Consider the following 16,145-nt stretch of genomic DNA (forward strand, 5'->3'; position numbering starts at 1 on the left):
TTCCCGACATCGTCACTGTGACGGTTCTGCGGGGTGAACTCTTCTCAGCATCCCGGGGGCCACCGAAGCGGTGACGTCGCCAGTTTGGCCGCCAGCTTCATGTCGTTGTGCATCGCGCCTCCCGCCAGTCGCAATCCGCTAAGTAGATCGCACCAGACCGGCCGGACATTTCCTTTTGGAGAAGTACTTCCGGCACGGGGAACCCGTAATATCCGCCGCAATCGGGCGGATATGGCGTAGACCACTGGTAGACACTGGTTTTCGGATTCTTGCGCCGCTCGTTACAGGCGAGTTCGGGAGGGGTCCCGCGATGTCTGGCCAGCGTGCTGTGCACTGTCAGCCCTCAATGAATCGAGACCCCATGCAAGACTCGGGCACCACCGATATGCTGGCCGCTTTGCTGGGCATCACCGCATTTGCTTTCCTGTTAGCCCTGCCCATCGTCGTCACCGCGTTGAAAGGCAAATTCGGCATGCTCGCCCTTGGTGTGTTCATCCACCCCATCTGGTGGTTCGACGCGATCAGGCTGGCCAAACCGAACTCGTACTGGGCGCGCCGTTTCTACGATGCGAACAAGTTACAGCGGGCCGATGACCGATTCCCGGACTCAGTGGTGTCGGCACAGTCGCCAGGAAAACCATGACGATTGTGGTTGTGCCCCAGTCGGATTCGGACCGTGCTTCGGCGAACGTGTGCGCCGGTGCGCTCGATGAGAGCGCGACCGAACGCCACCAGCCGTTCCGTCGCGGGTGCGCCTGGTCCCAGCGGAGGGGGACCTGAAACGTAAGCCTTTCGAAACGCGGCCTCGGCTTCACCGAGAAGAGCGAGCAGGAGTCCGTCGCGGTCGCCGAACCGGCGAAAGAGCGTGCCCTTTCCTACCCCGGCCGCCTTTGCGACCGCCTGCATCGTGACATGTTCGGCTCCGCGTTCGGCAACCAGTCGTGCGGCTGCTTCCAGCAGCCGGGCGCGGTTGCGGGCTGCATCGGCCCGCTCGGCAGTGGTGTCATCTGGCACGGCAGTCACCGTTGAATCCGCAGTGTCATGCGTGCGCTACGGTGTGCCGCTGTCCGGCGCCGGTAACCCGAGTTCGAGGCTGATGAGATCCGATCGCGCTTCGCCTGGGTGAGCAATGGGCCACTACGGATCATCACGTTCACCCACGCGTTGGAGGACAGGCCCGACCAGGTGGACAGCCATGCCTCGGGCGTGGTGATCCGGCCGAATCTGTAATCGGAGAGAACGGGGCCGCGCCTTCTATCACGACTACGGCCGCTACGACGCCGATCTCGGCGCGGCGGCGGACGACAATCCCGCCGCCATCAACGCACTGGTCGATGGTGACCGCCCCCGCCTGGCCCATGGCCAACGTCACTATGGTCAGAACAACCGCGGCCACGAAGCCGAGCCGAAACGTGATGGTACGCATAGCAATTCCCCCTTGGATCAAACCCTTCGAGCAATGGTGAAGACAACGCCACCGACGAGGACAGCGGCGCTTCTGTATTCAGTTGTGTTGTAACGTATTTCGTGTGGATACCGCCTATTGGGCTGCATTGCTCGGGCTGGCGGCAGTAGGTGCTGTTATGTCCCAGCGCCGAAGCAACGTCGTCCCCACTGCGAATTCATCGAGATGGGAAAGAACCCTGCCCTCGATGAGATCAATGCCGAATGCGTCGGGTGCCGCGCCGGTGATAGTCGAGATCATCTGTTTCGCCGTCGTCGCGATGGCCTTCTTGTCATCGACCGGCGTCCAGCGATCAACCGCCGGCACATGAACCAGCCACCGGCTGCCGCAGCAGTGCACTTTGACTAGATACTGGCGCAACGTCATTCACTCCCCTCCATGCTTCATGGTGGTCAGCGCCCGGCACCAGGGACCGTCGAAGCTCGGGCGGCTCTCACGGGTATCCACCTGGTGCCGGGGCTTGGGTGATGACGCTACGAACGTTTATCGTGCGGCAGCAACGACCTTGCGTGAACTTGCTTGAGAACCAATGAATCATTGACCTCGCACTGTGCCAGCGGCGACGATGAACCTGCTCGGCAAGCAAGCTGACGCACACCAGTTGGCAGGGGTCTCCATCATGCGTTTACGTTTCCTCGGCAAGAACACCGGTTCCCACCAGTCACCCACGCTGTATGCCAGCGACCACAGCACCTACGTTTTGTGCAGGGATGGCGGGTACCGGGCCACCCAGAACTGATCGAAATACCGCACCCCCTCCTCGGGTTCCTCGAGCCCGGAACCTGTTTGGGCACACTGCTTCACGACACCGGACACGGAACGTTCACCCTCACGGGAGAACCCGTGACCGATGCGGAAGCATTGGCGCAGATGGACATTCCGCCGCACGAAACGTGCGTGGAGGTGCCGATAGGAAAGGAGATCCGCCGCGATGTACTCGCTGACCGGTGACGAACTCGATGAACTGTTCCGGTCACCGTGGCAACGCGCCTTCCACCTCGAACTACAGGACACGTATGCCGTATCCGGGGAGTTCGAACCGCTGCGGCAGTTCCTGTCCGGGGAACCCGAGGACACCGCCTGGCAGCAGTCCTGGCTTGATCTCGTCCGCGAAATCACCGGTACCGGCAAGGAGGTGCAACGGGTACGCGTGGTGACCGAACCGCACACCGACTACACGCGGTGGGCACTATCGGTATCACCGCGCAACATCGCAGCCGGTGAGCAAATCCGTTGGCTGCCACGGCATTCCATCGCACCGTCCGATCTGACAGGTGACGACTACTGGCTGTTCGATGACCACCTGGCGGCGTTCAGCGTCTTCACGACAACCGGGGAGGGTGCCGGCTTCGCCGTCACCACCGATCCGGTGATCACGGCGCATTTCCGCAGCGTCCGTGACCGTGTCTGGCCATTGGCGGTTCCACACGACGAATACGTGCACGTACTGCATCAGTGACCAATCTGCGGGAAGCCCGCGAGGCGCTCGGCCAGCGACTGCGCGAGATCCGTAAGGGCGCCGGTCTGACCGGCCGTGCCCTGGCGGATCTCGAGGGGTGGCACGAGTCGAAGGTCTCGAAAATCGAACATGGCAAGCAGACACCCTCCGAAAAGGACCTACGGGCATGGTGTCTGCATTGCCATGCCACCAACCAACTGCCCGACCTGATCGCCACCCTGCACAACGTCGAAGCCGCCTACCTCGAAGTCCGGCGAATGCGTATCCCACAGTGGCAGCGGGTGATCGCCAAAATGGAAGCCGACGCCGAGTTAGTCCGCTGGTACGAGCCCGGCCTCGTCCCCGGCCTGCTACAGACACCGCGCTACATTCGGGGTGTCTTGGAAACCGTCGAAGCCCTCTACGGCGGCCCCACTGTCGTCGAAGCGTCGCTGGCGGCCCGGCTGGAGCGGCAGACCGTTCTGTACCGGGGACGGCACCGCTTCCACTTCCTCATCGGTGAACAAGCCTTACGCACGGTTGTCGGCGGCCCGGAAGTGATGATCGAACAATTGGATCGGCTCCTGGTGGCGATGACCCTGCCGCGCATCGTGCTCGGCGTGATCCGCCTGGATGCTGCCTACCGGATACCGCTGATGAACTTCACCATCTTCGACCGGAAGATGGTGCAGGCCGAGACGCTCACCGCGCAGCTGACGGTGACTCAGCCGCGCGAAGTTGCGCTGTACGAAAAGGCGTTCACGGCGTTGACCGAACAGGCAGCGATTGGCAACCGTGCCCGCGAACTGATCCGGATTGCCATGAACCGGTACAGCAGCGGAGCGGACGCGGCCGATCCGGTGCTTTGATCGGCAAGACTCGAAGACACGATCGCCTCCGCCAGCATCCCCAGGAACTCCCGTACTTCCGGCACCTTGGCATGCGGTCGAACCGTATCGGCGAAGGCATCCAGCCGTTGCTGCAACCGGGCAGAGTCCCGATCGGAAATCGCCTCGAAGTTGTCGGTGAGGAGTGCGCATGCTTGACCCACGTCGCCGCTGTGGACGAGATTGTGGGCCTGGTGTAATCGGCTTCGATCACCAGTCTCCGGCCGAAAACCGCAGGTCGTCCCCGTCCCCATATTCGACATGCCCAGCAGAGGGCGCAAACCTGCGGCAGCGTTTCCTCAGGTCAACGAGATCTTCAAGATGATCCCGAAATGACCATACCGAGAAACACCAGGTCAGACGTGGACCAACTTGTCACAGCGCGTCCAGCAACGCTTGCCGCAGCTCGCTCGCACTGGTGATTCGGATGTTCGGGTGATCGATCAACGCCTCGTCGATGACCGCAGCCAGCGTCTTCGAAATCTTGGGATTTCGCCTCAGGATCGGAATCGCGTTGTCGCGCAACATGATCGCGATCGGATCGGCGCCACGTGGGAACTCCCTCGGGGTATGACCGGTGAGCATGTAGTACAGCGTCGCCGCCATCGACCAGACATCGACCTCCGGCCTGGCGAACCGGTAGTCGGTCAACTGCGGGCGCGCCATATACCCGACCGTCCCGGCCATAGCCCCGGTCATCGTGTGACCGGACAGGCCGGCACGATCGAACGCCTTGGCGAGCCCGAAATCGGCGAGCTTGGCCACCGGCACTTCGGCGGAGCCGGTGAGCAGGATGTTGGCCGGTTTGACATCGCGGTGCACCAGCCCGATGGCGGCGGGCCCGACATCGCCGGTGGCCCAATCGACCGGTACGTGGTGGGCGTAGTCCAGCGCCTCCAGCGCCTGCACTGCGATGTGCACCGCTGCCTCGATCCCGAACGGGCCGTTGCGTTTGACCACCTGATCGACGCTCCCGCCGTCGCAGTACTCGCACACGAAGTAGAACGTCGCCCCGGACACACCGCCCTCGCGGTAGGCGACGATATTCGGGTGGTCCAACCCTCGAACGATGTCCATCTCGCGCAGAAAGCTCTGTTCGGCTTTCGAATCGACCGCCACTTGCGCCGGCAGCACCTTCACAGCCCGCGCCTCGCCCGAATCGGCATGGCGTACAAGGTAAACGACGCCCTGGCCGCCCCTGCCGAGCTCGCGGATCGGGTCGTAACCACGGATCGCCGACATTCCCTCCCGGCCTGCGGCGCCGTTGCGCAACAGCGCGAGTGCCAGCGCACCCGGATCGCGTTTGCACTTGTCGCACACCAGCTTTCCGGCCCGACGGTCGCGCAGCTCGCGTCTGCACAGTGTGCAGCTCGCCACCACCCGCGCATTCAGTTTCGTGGCCTGGCACCGATCGCACACAATGATTCCCGCGGCGACCTCGGTACCGCAGCGGCGACAGCTCGGCGGGACGACCACGCTGATTCGGATCACGGTGTCACCCAGTCGAACCTCATCGCCGTCGACCAGATCACGCTCCCGAAACTCCAGCAGTGCACCCTCTTCCGGCGTCTGCCCCGGCAACCGGCGCCCGATCTCCACCCCGTTGACGTGAGTTCCGTTGAGACTGCCGAAATCCCGCACGCGAACATCCGGCGGGTTGACGTCGAACAGGCAGTGATGCCGCGACACCAACGGGCGCGGCCCATTCTCGACAATCCGCGGATCACAGTCGTCCGCACGCCCGAGCACACAATGTGCCTTCTCACCGAACACGAACTCCGCACCGGCGGTGGGACCCTCGATCACCGACAATCGCACCGAGGCGGGCATGGGTCACTCACCGTCCTCGGGCGGGAGCTCGGAATCCCACGACAACTCCCATACCCGTAGGCACGAGTCGAGATCCACAGTGGCCAGCACGCTGTCGTCCCGGCTCAGTGCCACCTGGCAGAGCGGTCCCTGGTGACCGTCCAGTGTCTGCAGGCAGCGCCCGGAGCCGACGTCCCACACTCGCACCAGGCGGTCCCAGCCGCCGGTGACCAGGAACGAGCCGTCGGAGCTGAGAGCGAAGACCAGCCCGCTGCTCGGCATCAACACGGTGTGCAGTACCTCCCCCGTTGCAGTGGCCCATACTTGCAAACCTTCCGCGCACGAGGTCGCGGCTCGAATGCCGTCGGCACTGAACGCGATGGCGGTGTTGGCAGTTCCGTCATTGCGGAGGCTGTAGCGGAGTTCACCGGTACCCACGTCCCACGCGCCGACGAACATCTGCTGGTACACGAACAGCGTGCGGCCGTCCGCGCTGAAGGCCAGGCGCTCGTCACGCGAGCGTGACGGCAACGTCCACGCGGGACGCTCCGAATCCGGCGACCACAGGTGGATTACGTTCTCGCCCGACGGGCCACCGAAGCGATTCGCATCCGGATGCGTGCCGCCGTGGGTGGCCAGGCTGCGGGCGTCGGAGCTGACCGCGACCGCGGAGATCTTGCCGTGATCCGCCTGCAGCGTGCGCAGGACCTCACCGGCAGGTAGGTTGCGCAGTCGGAGGGCGCCGTTCTCGTCGCCGATGAGAATCCGGTCGCCCGTGGGTGTCACCGCAAATGCGGTGATAGCGCCGGTCTCGTCGGTGAAGATGCGCTTGGACCAATCCCGCAGGCTCAGTTGCCGGATCGTTCCCGCCGAGGTCAGTACCGCGAGCAACATGCCATCGACGGCGAACTGGATATCCCGCGCGGCGCCGCCCTCACCCCGGTCGAAGGTGTGCACCACCTCTCCTGCCAGGCAATCCCAAACATCCACCTCGCCGGTCCAGCATCCGGTCACCGCGACGAGGCCGTCCTCGCGTAGTGCCAGTGTCGGTGGCTGCGTGAGTAACCCGCGCCCGTCGAAGGAGTACAGAGCAGCCACGCTGCGCAGCGTGGACCTGCGTCCGTGCACGCCCACCTGCGCCCAAATCTCTCGCAGAGCCGGGTGGCGGGCGAAGCCCGGCACCTGCTGCGCGGACCGCAACATCGCCGCGGCGGATGCGAATTGCCCTTGTTCCGCGAGATGTCGCGCGCGCTCCACCAATTCGCCGAACGCCTCCGCGGTCCGGGTGAGCTCGCCGGCCGACCGTGGGCGTACGTAACACCACGGTGCCCAATAGCCGGTGGTCGGCAACGGACGGGCCACGGCGATGCCGTTACCGCCGAGCACCGCGACCCGGCCGTGACCGGCGACAGCCGCGGTGCGCACCCACCGGACGGCAGCGGGCACATCCGCATCCAGCGTGCGCAGGCAGCGGCCCGTGCGCGCGTCCCACACGCGGATCGGCACACTGACGTCACCCGCGGTGAGCACGGTGGGCCCGGCCGAATGAACCGCCAGCTGCGTCACGTCTCGCAACCGGTGTGGCACCTCGCTCACTACAGTGCCCCGCGACGCGTCCCACAGCGTGCGCGGCCCATGCCACCAGGCGACCACGGCCCACCGGGCGTCCTGCGAAACGGCCGCGACATCCATCGGGCTGGTGAGTACGTCCCTGCCGTTCAGACTTCCCCGGACCGGTCCCGTCAATGTGGCGATGCAGCGGCCACCGGCCACATCCCACGAGCGGACCGTGCAGTCACCGTCCAGCCCCCGGAACGATGCGGACAAGGCCCTGCGGCCGTCTCCACTCAGTGCCAGTGACGTGATCGGTCCGATGTGACCGGGCAGGGTGGCGACACACCGTGGCAGATCGAGCGCCCAGACCCGGATTGTTCCGCTCGTGGATCCTGTTGCGACGTAGCGGCCGTCACCACTCATCGCGACGGCGACGTTGTCGCTCTCTTCGTTCATGGCAGGCTTTCCCTGCTGGGCGCGGCCGCGTTCCAGGTCCCACAGCTCGATCCGTCCATCTTCCCGGACGGCCGCGCCGACGGTGCCCGCGTCGTCGATCGCGAGCGCGGCAATCGGTAATCCACTCGGCGTCAGGGTGTGTCGGGGTCGGTGTTCCCCCGGCGACCACAGCAACAGCCTGCCCGCACGGTCACCGGATATGACGAGGCTACCGTCGGCGTTGACCGCCACCGCCGACACGTCCTTTTCGGCGTGGCCGTCGAAGTCGGCGTCGATTCGCCGAGGGCGGCGCTCCCACTCCACCAGTGCGGCAGCGCAGTCCGGCGAGCTCGGGTCGGCGACGGCCGCCTCCCGCAGCAGATCCTCGGCCCGCTCGTCGTCACGCTCGAGCTGTACTGTCCCCAGGAGCAGCGCGCCGAGCCCGGCCGGAGCGCCGGTATCCGCGGCTCGTGCGGCCTGGAGATCCGAGACGACATCCTCTCCGGTGCACAGTCCTGACCTCCACCGATACAGACCGAAGTTGTAGACCGAGGGCAGGTGGTGTGGATCGATCGCGACCGCTTGCTGCCACGCCTTCTCGGCCTCTTCCTGCCGGCCGAGATCCAGCAGCGACAACGCCTTGTTCGACAACCCGTCGGCCAGCAACTCAGCCGCGACCGGCCGCGACCGCGGATATGGTTCGCCGACGAAGTTGGTGTACAGCTCGGTCAGACCGTCCGCCAACGCTTCTATTCTCGGTCGCGCGGTGGGGTCCGCCGCGAAGCATTGCCGCAGCAAAACGGCTAATTGTGGTGGTAGCGAAGGGATCCCGGCCGCCTGCGTGCCGCCGTCGGCGACAAACGACTCGAACACCTCGCCCGCGGTCTGTCCGAATCGGCACGGTGGGCCGCCCGCGAACAGCTCCCACACGCTGATCGCCCACGACCACACATCCGTCGCCCGAGACAGTCGCACCGATGCGTCGTGGCCCGCCAGCGCCTGCTCCGGCGAGCAATAGGCCGGTGTCATGCCGCCGAACCCGACCAACACACTCGGACCCGGTCGCACACTCGCAGACTCACCCGCGACGGCGCGGGCCTTCGCCAACCCGAAATCAGTGACCTTCACGATCCCATCACCGGTGAGCATTACATTGGCCGGCTTCACGTCCTGATGGATCAGCCCCTGCTCATGGGCGTGCTCGAGCCCCCAGGCGAACTGGATCGCCACATCAAGCAACCGACCGACCACCTGCTGCTGGTCACCCTCGTACAACGTTCGGTGGCGGATGGCGTCGGCGAGACTGCCGCCGTCCACCCACTCGGCGAACACCTGCGGCACCGGATCGTCGAGTCGACGCACGTAAGCACACGACACCGTGTTCGGATGCACGCCCAACCCCACCCACGCCTCGGCCTCGGATTCGAAGTCCCGCAAGTGCTTTGGCGAATCCACCAGATCCGGGCGCGGCGTCTTCACCGCCAACTCCACCCGCCAGCCGCGATGCCATACCCGATACACCAACCCCATCCCGCCAGAAGTGATCACGTCGCGGACCTCGTACAGGTCCGCGACCACCTCTCCGACCCGCCACGGCCCGAATCGGCTTGCGTCCGAGTCGAAGTCCTCGCTCATCATTACGCGCCCCCGTTTTCGTGTTCTTGTCGACGGTCACGCCCTCGCACCAACTGCTTGCCAGGAAAACGTGCACTGTTGCGGATCATCGTCACCCGCAACATCATTACGGCGCTACCTGACGATCGACAGGGGCCCCGCCCGACGAGGAGAGTCACCGGGTGGTGTCCGATGGTGTGTCGTCGACGCTCGCGGGTCAAACATCGTCGGCCAACAAGCCGAGGTGTTCCTCACGGACGATGCCGAACCACAACGCACGGTTGATCAATCCAGCACGCCGATCGTCCAATCCGTCGTAGCCGCGCAAACCGAGACGGTCGACCAGATACTCGATATGGAAGTTCACCGCCGACAGTGTCCTGATGTCTCGCCCGGTCTTCGTACGCTGGACCCGTCGGAGCAGTTCGGGGATCGTCGGCACCGCGGTGGAGCCATGCACCATCCGCGGTTCGCACAGCGCGACCAGCACCATAAAGTGCTTGGTAGTCTCGTCGACCCGTCGGACAGGGTCCCCGGTCCCACCGACGGTGGCGGTTGTAATAAGAATCGGGGCGGCGGCGCGGCGCAGCACGAACACCTTGAACTCGACCACGTTCGACTCCGCGTCCAGCAGCTCTATCCGGGATTCGGTAAACGGCACCGGAAGACGTTCGCCTGGGCGAATGGTGAAGTGCTCGCCACGGCCCTCGTCGTTGTGCACCACATAGGTCGCGTCCGCCTTACTCGCGTAGTTCGTCAGGATCCAGTACTCGTCGAGCGCCTCGATGCGCCCGGCCAAACGGGAGATTCCGGGCCGATCGAGACGAACATCGACCCGACGGGTGTCCGACCCTCGCCCGAACATCGCCTGCTCACCAGGCCACAGATTCAATGCCGGCGCCCGCATCACCGTGCCCTGCGGCGCGGGCACGTGCACGAGAACCGAGCACTTGTTGATTTCGGTCACGGCCCCATTGTGACCACGCACGAGCTCGAAACGTTCCGGCACCAACCACACTCGGTGTTCGCCGATAACCGGCCACGGCTCACCTGAGGATCATCAGGTTCCGCATCCGGCTCGCCGAGCCCTCCGTGGACCACGGCACACAAACGTTTCCGGGAGGCAGAAGCAGCGAGGACAACCACCGAACACCCCACACCGCCGCCGAATGATGTGGGCCGCCATCGCCGCCGACAACGAGGACGTAGGGCAGGCGTACGAGTTCGGCGCCCCACGGTGCTGGCCATCGGCATCCTCCCACGATCGCCACGATCGCGCTTACTCTGCGCGGCTCCACCACTCGCTGGCTGCCCCAGCCGCCGCCGACGGCCAACCACCGGCGGCACTGACTGCGGCAGATGCGGCAGATGCCCCCGGTGACGCGGAACCCCGCCACGGGGCACGCTCGACCATGGTGCCCAAGCCCATTCGATCAATCGCCCGCAAGGCGTGGTTGAGGACCAGTCTGGACTGTTTCGGTCGTGCCCTATCGCTCGCGGCGACTTGATCAGCCTGATAGGGCAGGTGCACCGGCAGAAACACTCCGGCACCGCGCGATCAGCAGGTCGGTCCCCGCCGCCGTCACCGGTCCGCCCGTAGCAGCAGCACACCGCTGGGCGTCAGCCCACCGCTGGTGACCACACCGACCCGAGCGTCGGGAATCTGTCTGGCTCCGGCTTGACCCCGGAGTTGGAGTACGGCCTCGCGGACCAGGCCCATGCCGTGGGTGCGGCCGTGTGACAGCTGCCCGCCGTGGGTATTGAGCGGCAGTACACCGTCGCGGGCGATGCTCTTGCCCTGCGCCAGAAAGTCTTTCGCCTCCCCGATACCGCAGAAGCCCAGCGCCTCGATCCAGGACAGACAGTTGAAGGTGAATCCGTCGTAGAGTTCGGCCACATCGACGTCGGCGGGCGTCAGGTCGGTGCGCGTCCACATGTGCGCGGCCTGGCCCAGCACCTGCGGCTCATGGGTGAGGCTGCTCTGATCCCATTCCAGCCGTTCGATGATCTGGGTTCCGACAGCCTCCACCAGAACCGGCGGCTGGGCCAGATCCCCTCCGGTTTCCCGGGCGGAGACGATCACCGCCACCGCCCCGTCGCATGGCACGTCGCAGTCGTAAAGCCCGAAGGGTGTGGTGATAGGACGTGCCGAGAGGTAGTCGTCCATGGTGAGCGGGTCGCGGTAGATCGCGGTGGGATCCAGTGCGGCATTGGCGCGTTGGTTGAGGGCGATCCAGCCGAGCGTCTCGCGATCGGTGCCGTAGCGGTGGAAGTGGCGCTGCGCGGTCTGCGCCAGTAGATGCGCCGCCGAGATCGCGCCGAACGGCGCCAGCCAGCCGTCGGCGATCCCGCCGGATCGCGAAATGCGCCCGGCGCGAACCAATTCCCCGTAGGTGGACTCCCACACGGTGCGGAAGCACAGCACGTGCCGGGCGAGCCCGCCGGCGACCGCCAGCATTGCGGCGATGACCGAACCCCCCGGCCCGAAAGTCTCCGCGCTGCCGTTGTACCAGGTCGGCCGGATACCCAGGGCCGATTCGATGGCGGTGACACCGCCCTCGCCGAACGGGCCGAACCCGCCGGCTCCCGGATAGGTCGACAGCCCGTCGATATCCTCCAGGCGCAGGCCCGCGTCCTCGACCGCCGCCCGGCAGGCCTGCACCGTCAGCGACAGCGGATCGGCCATCAACCGCCGCCCGAGGTCCGACATCCCGATTCCGGTGAGCGCGACCTTGTCCTCGAACTTCTCCGGTGACGCCATCGGCCGCACGTGGCGCGACACCGAGGCAGGCTCGATGTCGTCGGATGGCAAGGGAGCCAACGGCTTCTGCTCGTCCGCCGGGCGGAACAGCGGCAGCCACACCTCGCCGAGATGCTCGAACTCCACCTGCATACGGATTCCGAGGGTCAGCTGCTCCGCTTCACATGCCACCGCATTGGTGGTCAGCCGCACGCGCGGATCCTCTTCCAGGGCAACCTGTGCCACTACGTACGGCGTGGGCAGGCCGGGCACCCGGAAGCGGTGGTTCACGGTGAAGCCGATGAGGGTGGCGAATCCGCTCACCACCCGCACGCTCATCCGGTCGCCGCGGCAGTAGCGGCAGACCGGTTGCGGCGGATGGATCAACGCGGCACAGGACAGGCATTCCCGGATACGCAGGCGGCCGTCCGCGCCGGAGGTCCAGAAGAACTCGTTCTCTGGTGTGATGGACGGCTGTGGACGCGGCACGCTCACCGGCTGCTCTCGAAGACCGGCGGATGCTGCGCGGCCGGATCGGGATTCGCGATGGGCAACCCCATGAATCGGCGTGCGTTGTCGCCCATGAAGTCCCAGGTGCGGCGCTGGTCCATACCCTCGGCGTACTTCCAGTAGCTTTTCGGCTCCGGGAGTCCCTCCGGATGTGGGTAATCCGAGCCGAACATCACCCGATCCCAGCCGACCGTCTCGACGACGTCGGCGACCGATCCCTCCCAGAACGGGCTGACCCAGATATTGCGCCGGAAGACCTCCAGCGGGTCTTCGGGGAAGTTCTGCGGCATCTTCTTGGTCAGGTCTGCCAGGTCGTGGAAAAGTGGATGGATCCACGAACTGCCGTTCTCCACACTGGCGATGCGCAGCCCCGGGAATCGGGTGAGGGTGCCGTGGCATATCAGGCTGCCGATCATGTCGGAGATCTCCCGATGCCCGAGGGCCAGCCACCGGAACGAACTCATGGCCATGAAGTTCTTGGTGGCCGGCGGTTCCCACTTGTTGACGTACTCGTCGAGCGGCGGCTGGCTGGCATGCAGCACGATCGGCAGGCCCGCGTTCTCCACGTCACGCCAGAACGGATCGAACTCCGGCAGTGCGGGCGAGCGCCATCCGCGGTGGTTCTTCACCGGCGCCGGTTTGATCAGCACCGCCTTCGCGCCGTTCTCGAGCAGATATTCGAGTTCCCGCTGCGCGCCGTCGACTTCGGCGCAGTTGATGATCGGCGTGCTGAAGATCCGGTCCTGGTAGGCGAAGCTCCAGTGCTCCAGCATCCACTGGTTGAGCGCGTGGATGATGGCCTGGGTCAGCTCCGGATCATCGGCCGCGGAGTGCTCGACGAGGCTCGCCAGTGTCGGATAGTTGAGTGTTTCGCGGACGCCTTGGCGGTCGAGTTCGATGATCCGGTCTTCCGGATTGCGGGCGGCGGTGGGCGCTTCGATTGCGGCGCCCTGCATTTCACGCAAGGTGAGGCCCTCGGTGTTCTCGCCGGCGAAGAACTTCTCGTGCGCGCCCGGCGCGGCGACACGATCGAAAGTCGGATTCGGGATGAAATCCGTGATCCGGCCGTTGATGGCGATCCGGGTGTGGCGTCCGATCTGGACGTACTGGACGGCCTGCCGGTACTGCTCGGGCAGGTACCGAGTGAGAGCTTCGGCGGTCTCGTACATGTGCGAGTCGGCATCGAAGATCGGGGCGGCTATCGGCTGCCTCATGTCTTGTCTCCTTCGTGGCGCCTGACCGAGCGGCCCGAACGGCGTAAACGCCAGGCACACAGTCTATTTGGCGATGAACCTGGTTGCGTCGAGAAGCAGGACGACGCGATCGTGCACGTCGGCGGGCAGGCCGTTCTCGGTTTCGCCGTACAACTCGTTCAACATCGAATAGAACGACCCCCGCTCATCCCCTTCCACGGTGACCAGCCATCCTTGCGCCTCCAAGACCCGGGAAGGGGCGTCCGGATCGGTGATGAGGAAGGAATAGTTGGGGTTCGCCTGCAGGCTCGTGAACTTCCGCCGCGGAATCGTATGGCTCATGCGTAGATGTGCGCCGTCCCAGGTGAATCGCATCGGCGTCTGGTCCGGAGATCCGTGCGGGGTCACGGTTGCGAGCACGCCGACGATCGGGCGCCGCAGGAGGTCCTCGAATCCGGCAGGCACTTTCGACGTCATGATTCCACCACCCGTTCGCCACTAGTATCGAAATACATACCGTAATACTCACTGGAGACCGCCGCAAGCACCGCGGACGGCCGCCGAGCCCTCGAGACGACATGGTTGTGACACCACTTCCGGTATGGCTTACTGTATATAAGTCTACAATCTGGAGGAACGAGTATGCGGAGAATAATTGCCCCCGAGATCTCCAACTGGCCGGACGAAGACTTCCGGCTCGTCGGCGGATCGTGTGGCGGATGCGGCGCGACCGTCTTCCCCATCCAGGACCTGTGCCCGCGGTGCAGTCGGCAGTCGATCGAGCCGACCACACTCCCGCGCAACGGAACCCTGGTGGCCTGGACCACCCAGGGCTTCCTCCCAGGGGCGCCCTATCTCGGCGACGAGACGCCGAAAACCTTCGTTCCCTTCGGGGTCGGTCTGGTCCAGCTCGGCGATGTCATCCGGATCGAAGGCCGGCTCACCGAAAACAACCCGGACAAGCTGGAATTCGGAATGGAAGTCGTGCTGACGACCGTGCCGCTCGGCACGGACCCCGAAGGCAACGAGGTGCTCACCTTCGCCTTCCAACCAGCCTGAGGGGCAGGACTTTTCACATGACCAACGATGTAGCGATCATCGGCGTGGGTATGCACCCATTCGGCCGCTTCGAAGGCAAGACCGCGATGCAGATGGGGACACACGCCATCCGCGCCGCACTCGCCGACGCCGGATTGGAATGGCGCGACATCCAATTCGCCGTCGGTGGCAGTTGGGAGGTCGCCAATCCCGACGCGATCGTGAGCCTGATGGGACTGACCGGGATCCCCTTCACCAATGTCTTCAACGCCTGCGCCACCTCGGCCAGTGCCACCGAAGTCTGCGCCGACGGAATCCGGCTCGGCAAGTACGACATCGGCATCGCGATCGGCATGGACAAGCATCCGCGCGGCGCGTTCACCGTCGACCCCACCCTCGTCGGCATGCCCAAGTGGTACGGCGAGAACGGTCAATACCTGACCACACAGTTCTTCGGGATGAAGGCCAACCGCTACCTGCACGACCACGGGATCTCCGTGCAGACCCTGGCCAAGGTCGCCGCCAAGAACTACCGCAACGGCGTATCGAATCCGAACGCTTTCCGCCGCAAGGCGATCTCCGAGGCGGACATCCTCGCCGCGCCGATGCTCAACTACCCACTGACCCACTACATGTTCTGTGCGCCGGACGAAGGCGCCGCCGCTGTGATCATGTGCCGAGCCGACATCGCGCACCGCTACACCAGCAAGCCGATCTACGTGCGCGCTGTCGAGGTGCGGACGCGCAAATACGGCGCGTACGAGGTCAATACGACCTACGCACCGGTGCAGGAAGACGTGTCCCCCTCGGTCTACGCATCGCGCGCGGCGTTCGAGTCCGCAGGTATCTCACCAAGGGACATCGACGTCCTCCAACTCCAGGACACCGATGCCGGAGCCGAGGTCATTCACATGGCCGAGGCCGGATTCTGCGCCGACGGAGACCAGGAGAAGCTGATCGCCGACGGTGTCACCGAAATCTCCGGTTCGATGCCGGTGAACACCGACGGCGGACTCATCGCGAACGGCGAGCCTATCGGCGCCTCGGGTATGCGTCAGCTCCACGAACTCGTCCTGCAACTGCGCGGGACCGCCGGCGACCGTCAGGTATCCGGTGATCCCAAGGCCGGCTTCGCGCTTCTCTACGGCGCTCCGGGCACCGCCGGGGCAACAATCGTCACCACCTGATCCCGCCACCGAAAAGCCAATGGCGCAGAACTGGCCAGTTCGGTGCGTGGCATGGTATCTGCACACTGCTGCCGCGCGCCGAACCGGCGAAGATCGCCCCTGGCAACCGCGGCGGGCATCGATCAGCTGTACGGGTGCGACTTGAGTGAGATGCCATCTGCGCGTCGACTTTCGGTGATCCGAACTGCCGCACGGACTTCACGGCGACGCGGGTTGCCCCGAGGCGCCCGCACCCGCCGTCTCTCCAGATCCCACAGGCGCTCACACATCCGGTT

General features: G+C 65.1%; 12 protein-coding genes and 1 pseudogene. 5 read left to right on the plus strand and 8 right to left on the minus strand.

Features of this window, described 5'->3' with window-relative positions; genetic code table 11:
• Window positions 1–361: 361 nt before the first annotated feature.
• A complete protein-coding gene (locus ON44_RS51525; RefSeq protein ID WP_051183000.1) occupies window positions 362–643 on the plus strand; it encodes a hypothetical protein in 282 nt (93 codons plus the stop codon).
• 2 nt (window positions 644–645) lie between these two features.
• On the opposite strand, the pseudogene ON44_RS49075 reads toward ON44_RS51525, so the two are convergent.
• Window positions 646–1,014, minus strand: a pseudogene (locus ON44_RS49075) (helix-turn-helix domain-containing protein); the annotation flags it as partial.
• A gap of 526 nt (window positions 1,015–1,540) precedes the next feature.
• Complete coding sequence (locus ON44_RS51020) at window positions 1,541–1,831, minus strand: hypothetical protein (protein ID WP_157187521.1); 291 nt, start codon at window positions 1,829–1,831, stop codon at window positions 1,541–1,543.
• A 565-nt stretch (window positions 1,832–2,396) separates the two neighbouring features.
• Between ON44_RS51020 and ON44_RS38815 the strand changes: the two genes are divergently transcribed.
• Together ON44_RS38815 and ON44_RS38820 are read left to right on the plus strand one after the other, a co-directional pair.
• Window positions 2,397–2,924 (plus strand): DUF6879 family protein, encoded by a 528-nt coding sequence (locus ON44_RS38815; protein ID WP_040699730.1) that lies wholly within the window; start codon window positions 2,397–2,399, stop codon window positions 2,922–2,924.
• A complete protein-coding gene (locus ON44_RS38820) occupies window positions 2,921–3,772 on the plus strand; it encodes a helix-turn-helix domain-containing protein (protein WP_040699731.1) in 852 nt (283 codons plus the stop codon). Before ON44_RS38815 ends, ON44_RS38820 begins: the two co-directional genes overlap by 4 nt.
• 393 nt (window positions 3,773–4,165) lie before the next feature.
• Here the strand turns inward: ON44_RS38820 and ON44_RS38825 are convergent, their stop codons facing one another.
• From ON44_RS38825 to ON44_RS38855, 6 genes are all read right to left on the minus strand, one after another.
• Window positions 4,166–5,620, minus strand: coding sequence for a protein kinase domain-containing protein (locus ON44_RS38825; protein ID WP_040699733.1), 1,455 nt, complete (start codon window positions 5,618–5,620; stop codon window positions 4,166–4,168).
• Window positions 5,621–5,623: 3 nt separating this feature from the next.
• Window positions 5,624–9,226 carry a protein kinase gene (locus tag ON44_RS38830; protein WP_051183002.1) on the minus strand — a complete coding sequence of 1,201 codons (3,603 nt, stop codon included), beginning with the start codon at window positions 9,224–9,226 and terminating at the stop codon, window positions 5,624–5,626.
• 193 nt (window positions 9,227–9,419) lie between these two features.
• Window positions 9,420–10,169 (minus strand): serine/threonine protein kinase, encoded by a 750-nt coding sequence (locus ON44_RS38835; protein ID WP_157187522.1) that lies wholly within the window; start codon window positions 10,167–10,169, stop codon window positions 9,420–9,422.
• Between the two features lie 615 nt (window positions 10,170–10,784).
• Window positions 10,785–12,437, minus strand: a complete 1,653-nt coding sequence (locus ON44_RS38845; protein ID WP_040699735.1) for a thiolase C-terminal domain-containing protein — start codon at window positions 12,435–12,437, stop codon at window positions 10,785–10,787.
• The gene (locus ON44_RS38850; RefSeq protein ID WP_040699736.1) at window positions 12,434–13,666 is read right to left on the minus strand and encodes an amidohydrolase family protein; all 1,233 of its coding nucleotides are present in this window, start codon (window positions 13,664–13,666) and stop codon (window positions 12,434–12,436) included. The genes ON44_RS38845 and ON44_RS38850 overlap by 4 nt, the downstream gene beginning before the upstream one ends.
• A gap of 63 nt (window positions 13,667–13,729) precedes the next feature.
• On the minus strand, window positions 13,730–14,122 hold the full coding sequence (locus ON44_RS38855) for a pyridoxamine 5'-phosphate oxidase family protein (protein WP_040699737.1): 393 nt from the start codon (window positions 14,120–14,122) through the stop codon (window positions 13,730–13,732).
• Between the two features lie 165 nt (window positions 14,123–14,287).
• Between ON44_RS38855 and ON44_RS38860 the strand changes: the two genes are divergently transcribed.
• Window positions 14,288–14,704 (plus strand): Zn-ribbon domain-containing OB-fold protein, encoded by a 417-nt coding sequence (locus ON44_RS38860; RefSeq protein WP_040699738.1) that lies wholly within the window; start codon window positions 14,288–14,290, stop codon window positions 14,702–14,704.
• A gap of 17 nt (window positions 14,705–14,721) precedes the next feature.
• Entirely contained in the window at window positions 14,722–15,870 is a 1,149-nt protein-coding gene (locus tag ON44_RS38865) for a thiolase family protein (protein ID WP_040699739.1), read from the plus strand.
• Window positions 15,871–16,145: the final 275 nt, after the last annotated feature.

Origin of the sequence: Nocardia vinacea NBRC 16497 (genome assembly GCF_000308835.1) — a bacterium.
Taxonomy (GTDB): Bacteria; Actinomycetota; Actinomycetes; order Mycobacteriales; family Mycobacteriaceae; genus Nocardia; species Nocardia vinacea.

Excerpts from the sequence above, each read along its gene's own strand:
- ON44_RS38865 (WP_040699739.1), top strand. The coding sequence starts at position 14,722 with ATGACCAACGATGTAGCGATCATCGGCGTGGGTATGCACCCATTCGGC.
- ON44_RS51020 (WP_157187521.1), bottom strand. The coding sequence starts at position 1,831 with ATGACGTTGCGCCAGTATCTAGTCAAAGTGCACTGCTGCGGCAGCCGG.
- ON44_RS38860 (WP_040699738.1), top strand. The coding sequence starts at position 14,288 with ATGCGGAGAATAATTGCCCCCGAGATCTCCAACTGGCCGGACGAAGAC.
- ON44_RS38815 (WP_040699730.1), top strand. The coding sequence starts at position 2,397 with ATGTACTCGCTGACCGGTGACGAACTCGATGAACTGTTCCGGTCACCG.
- ON44_RS38850 (WP_040699736.1), bottom strand. The coding sequence starts at position 13,666 with ATGAGGCAGCCGATAGCCGCCCCGATCTTCGATGCCGACTCGCACATG.
- ON44_RS38855 (WP_040699737.1), bottom strand. The coding sequence starts at position 14,122 with ATGACGTCGAAAGTGCCTGCCGGATTCGAGGACCTCCTGCGGCGCCCG.
- ON44_RS38825 (WP_040699733.1), bottom strand. The coding sequence starts at position 5,620 with ATGCCCGCCTCGGTGCGATTGTCGGTGATCGAGGGTCCCACCGCCGGT.
- ON44_RS51525 (WP_051183000.1), top strand. The coding sequence starts at position 362 with ATGCAAGACTCGGGCACCACCGATATGCTGGCCGCTTTGCTGGGCATC.
- ON44_RS38830 (WP_051183002.1), bottom strand. The coding sequence starts at position 9,226 with ATGATGAGCGAGGACTTCGACTCGGACGCAAGCCGATTCGGGCCGTGG.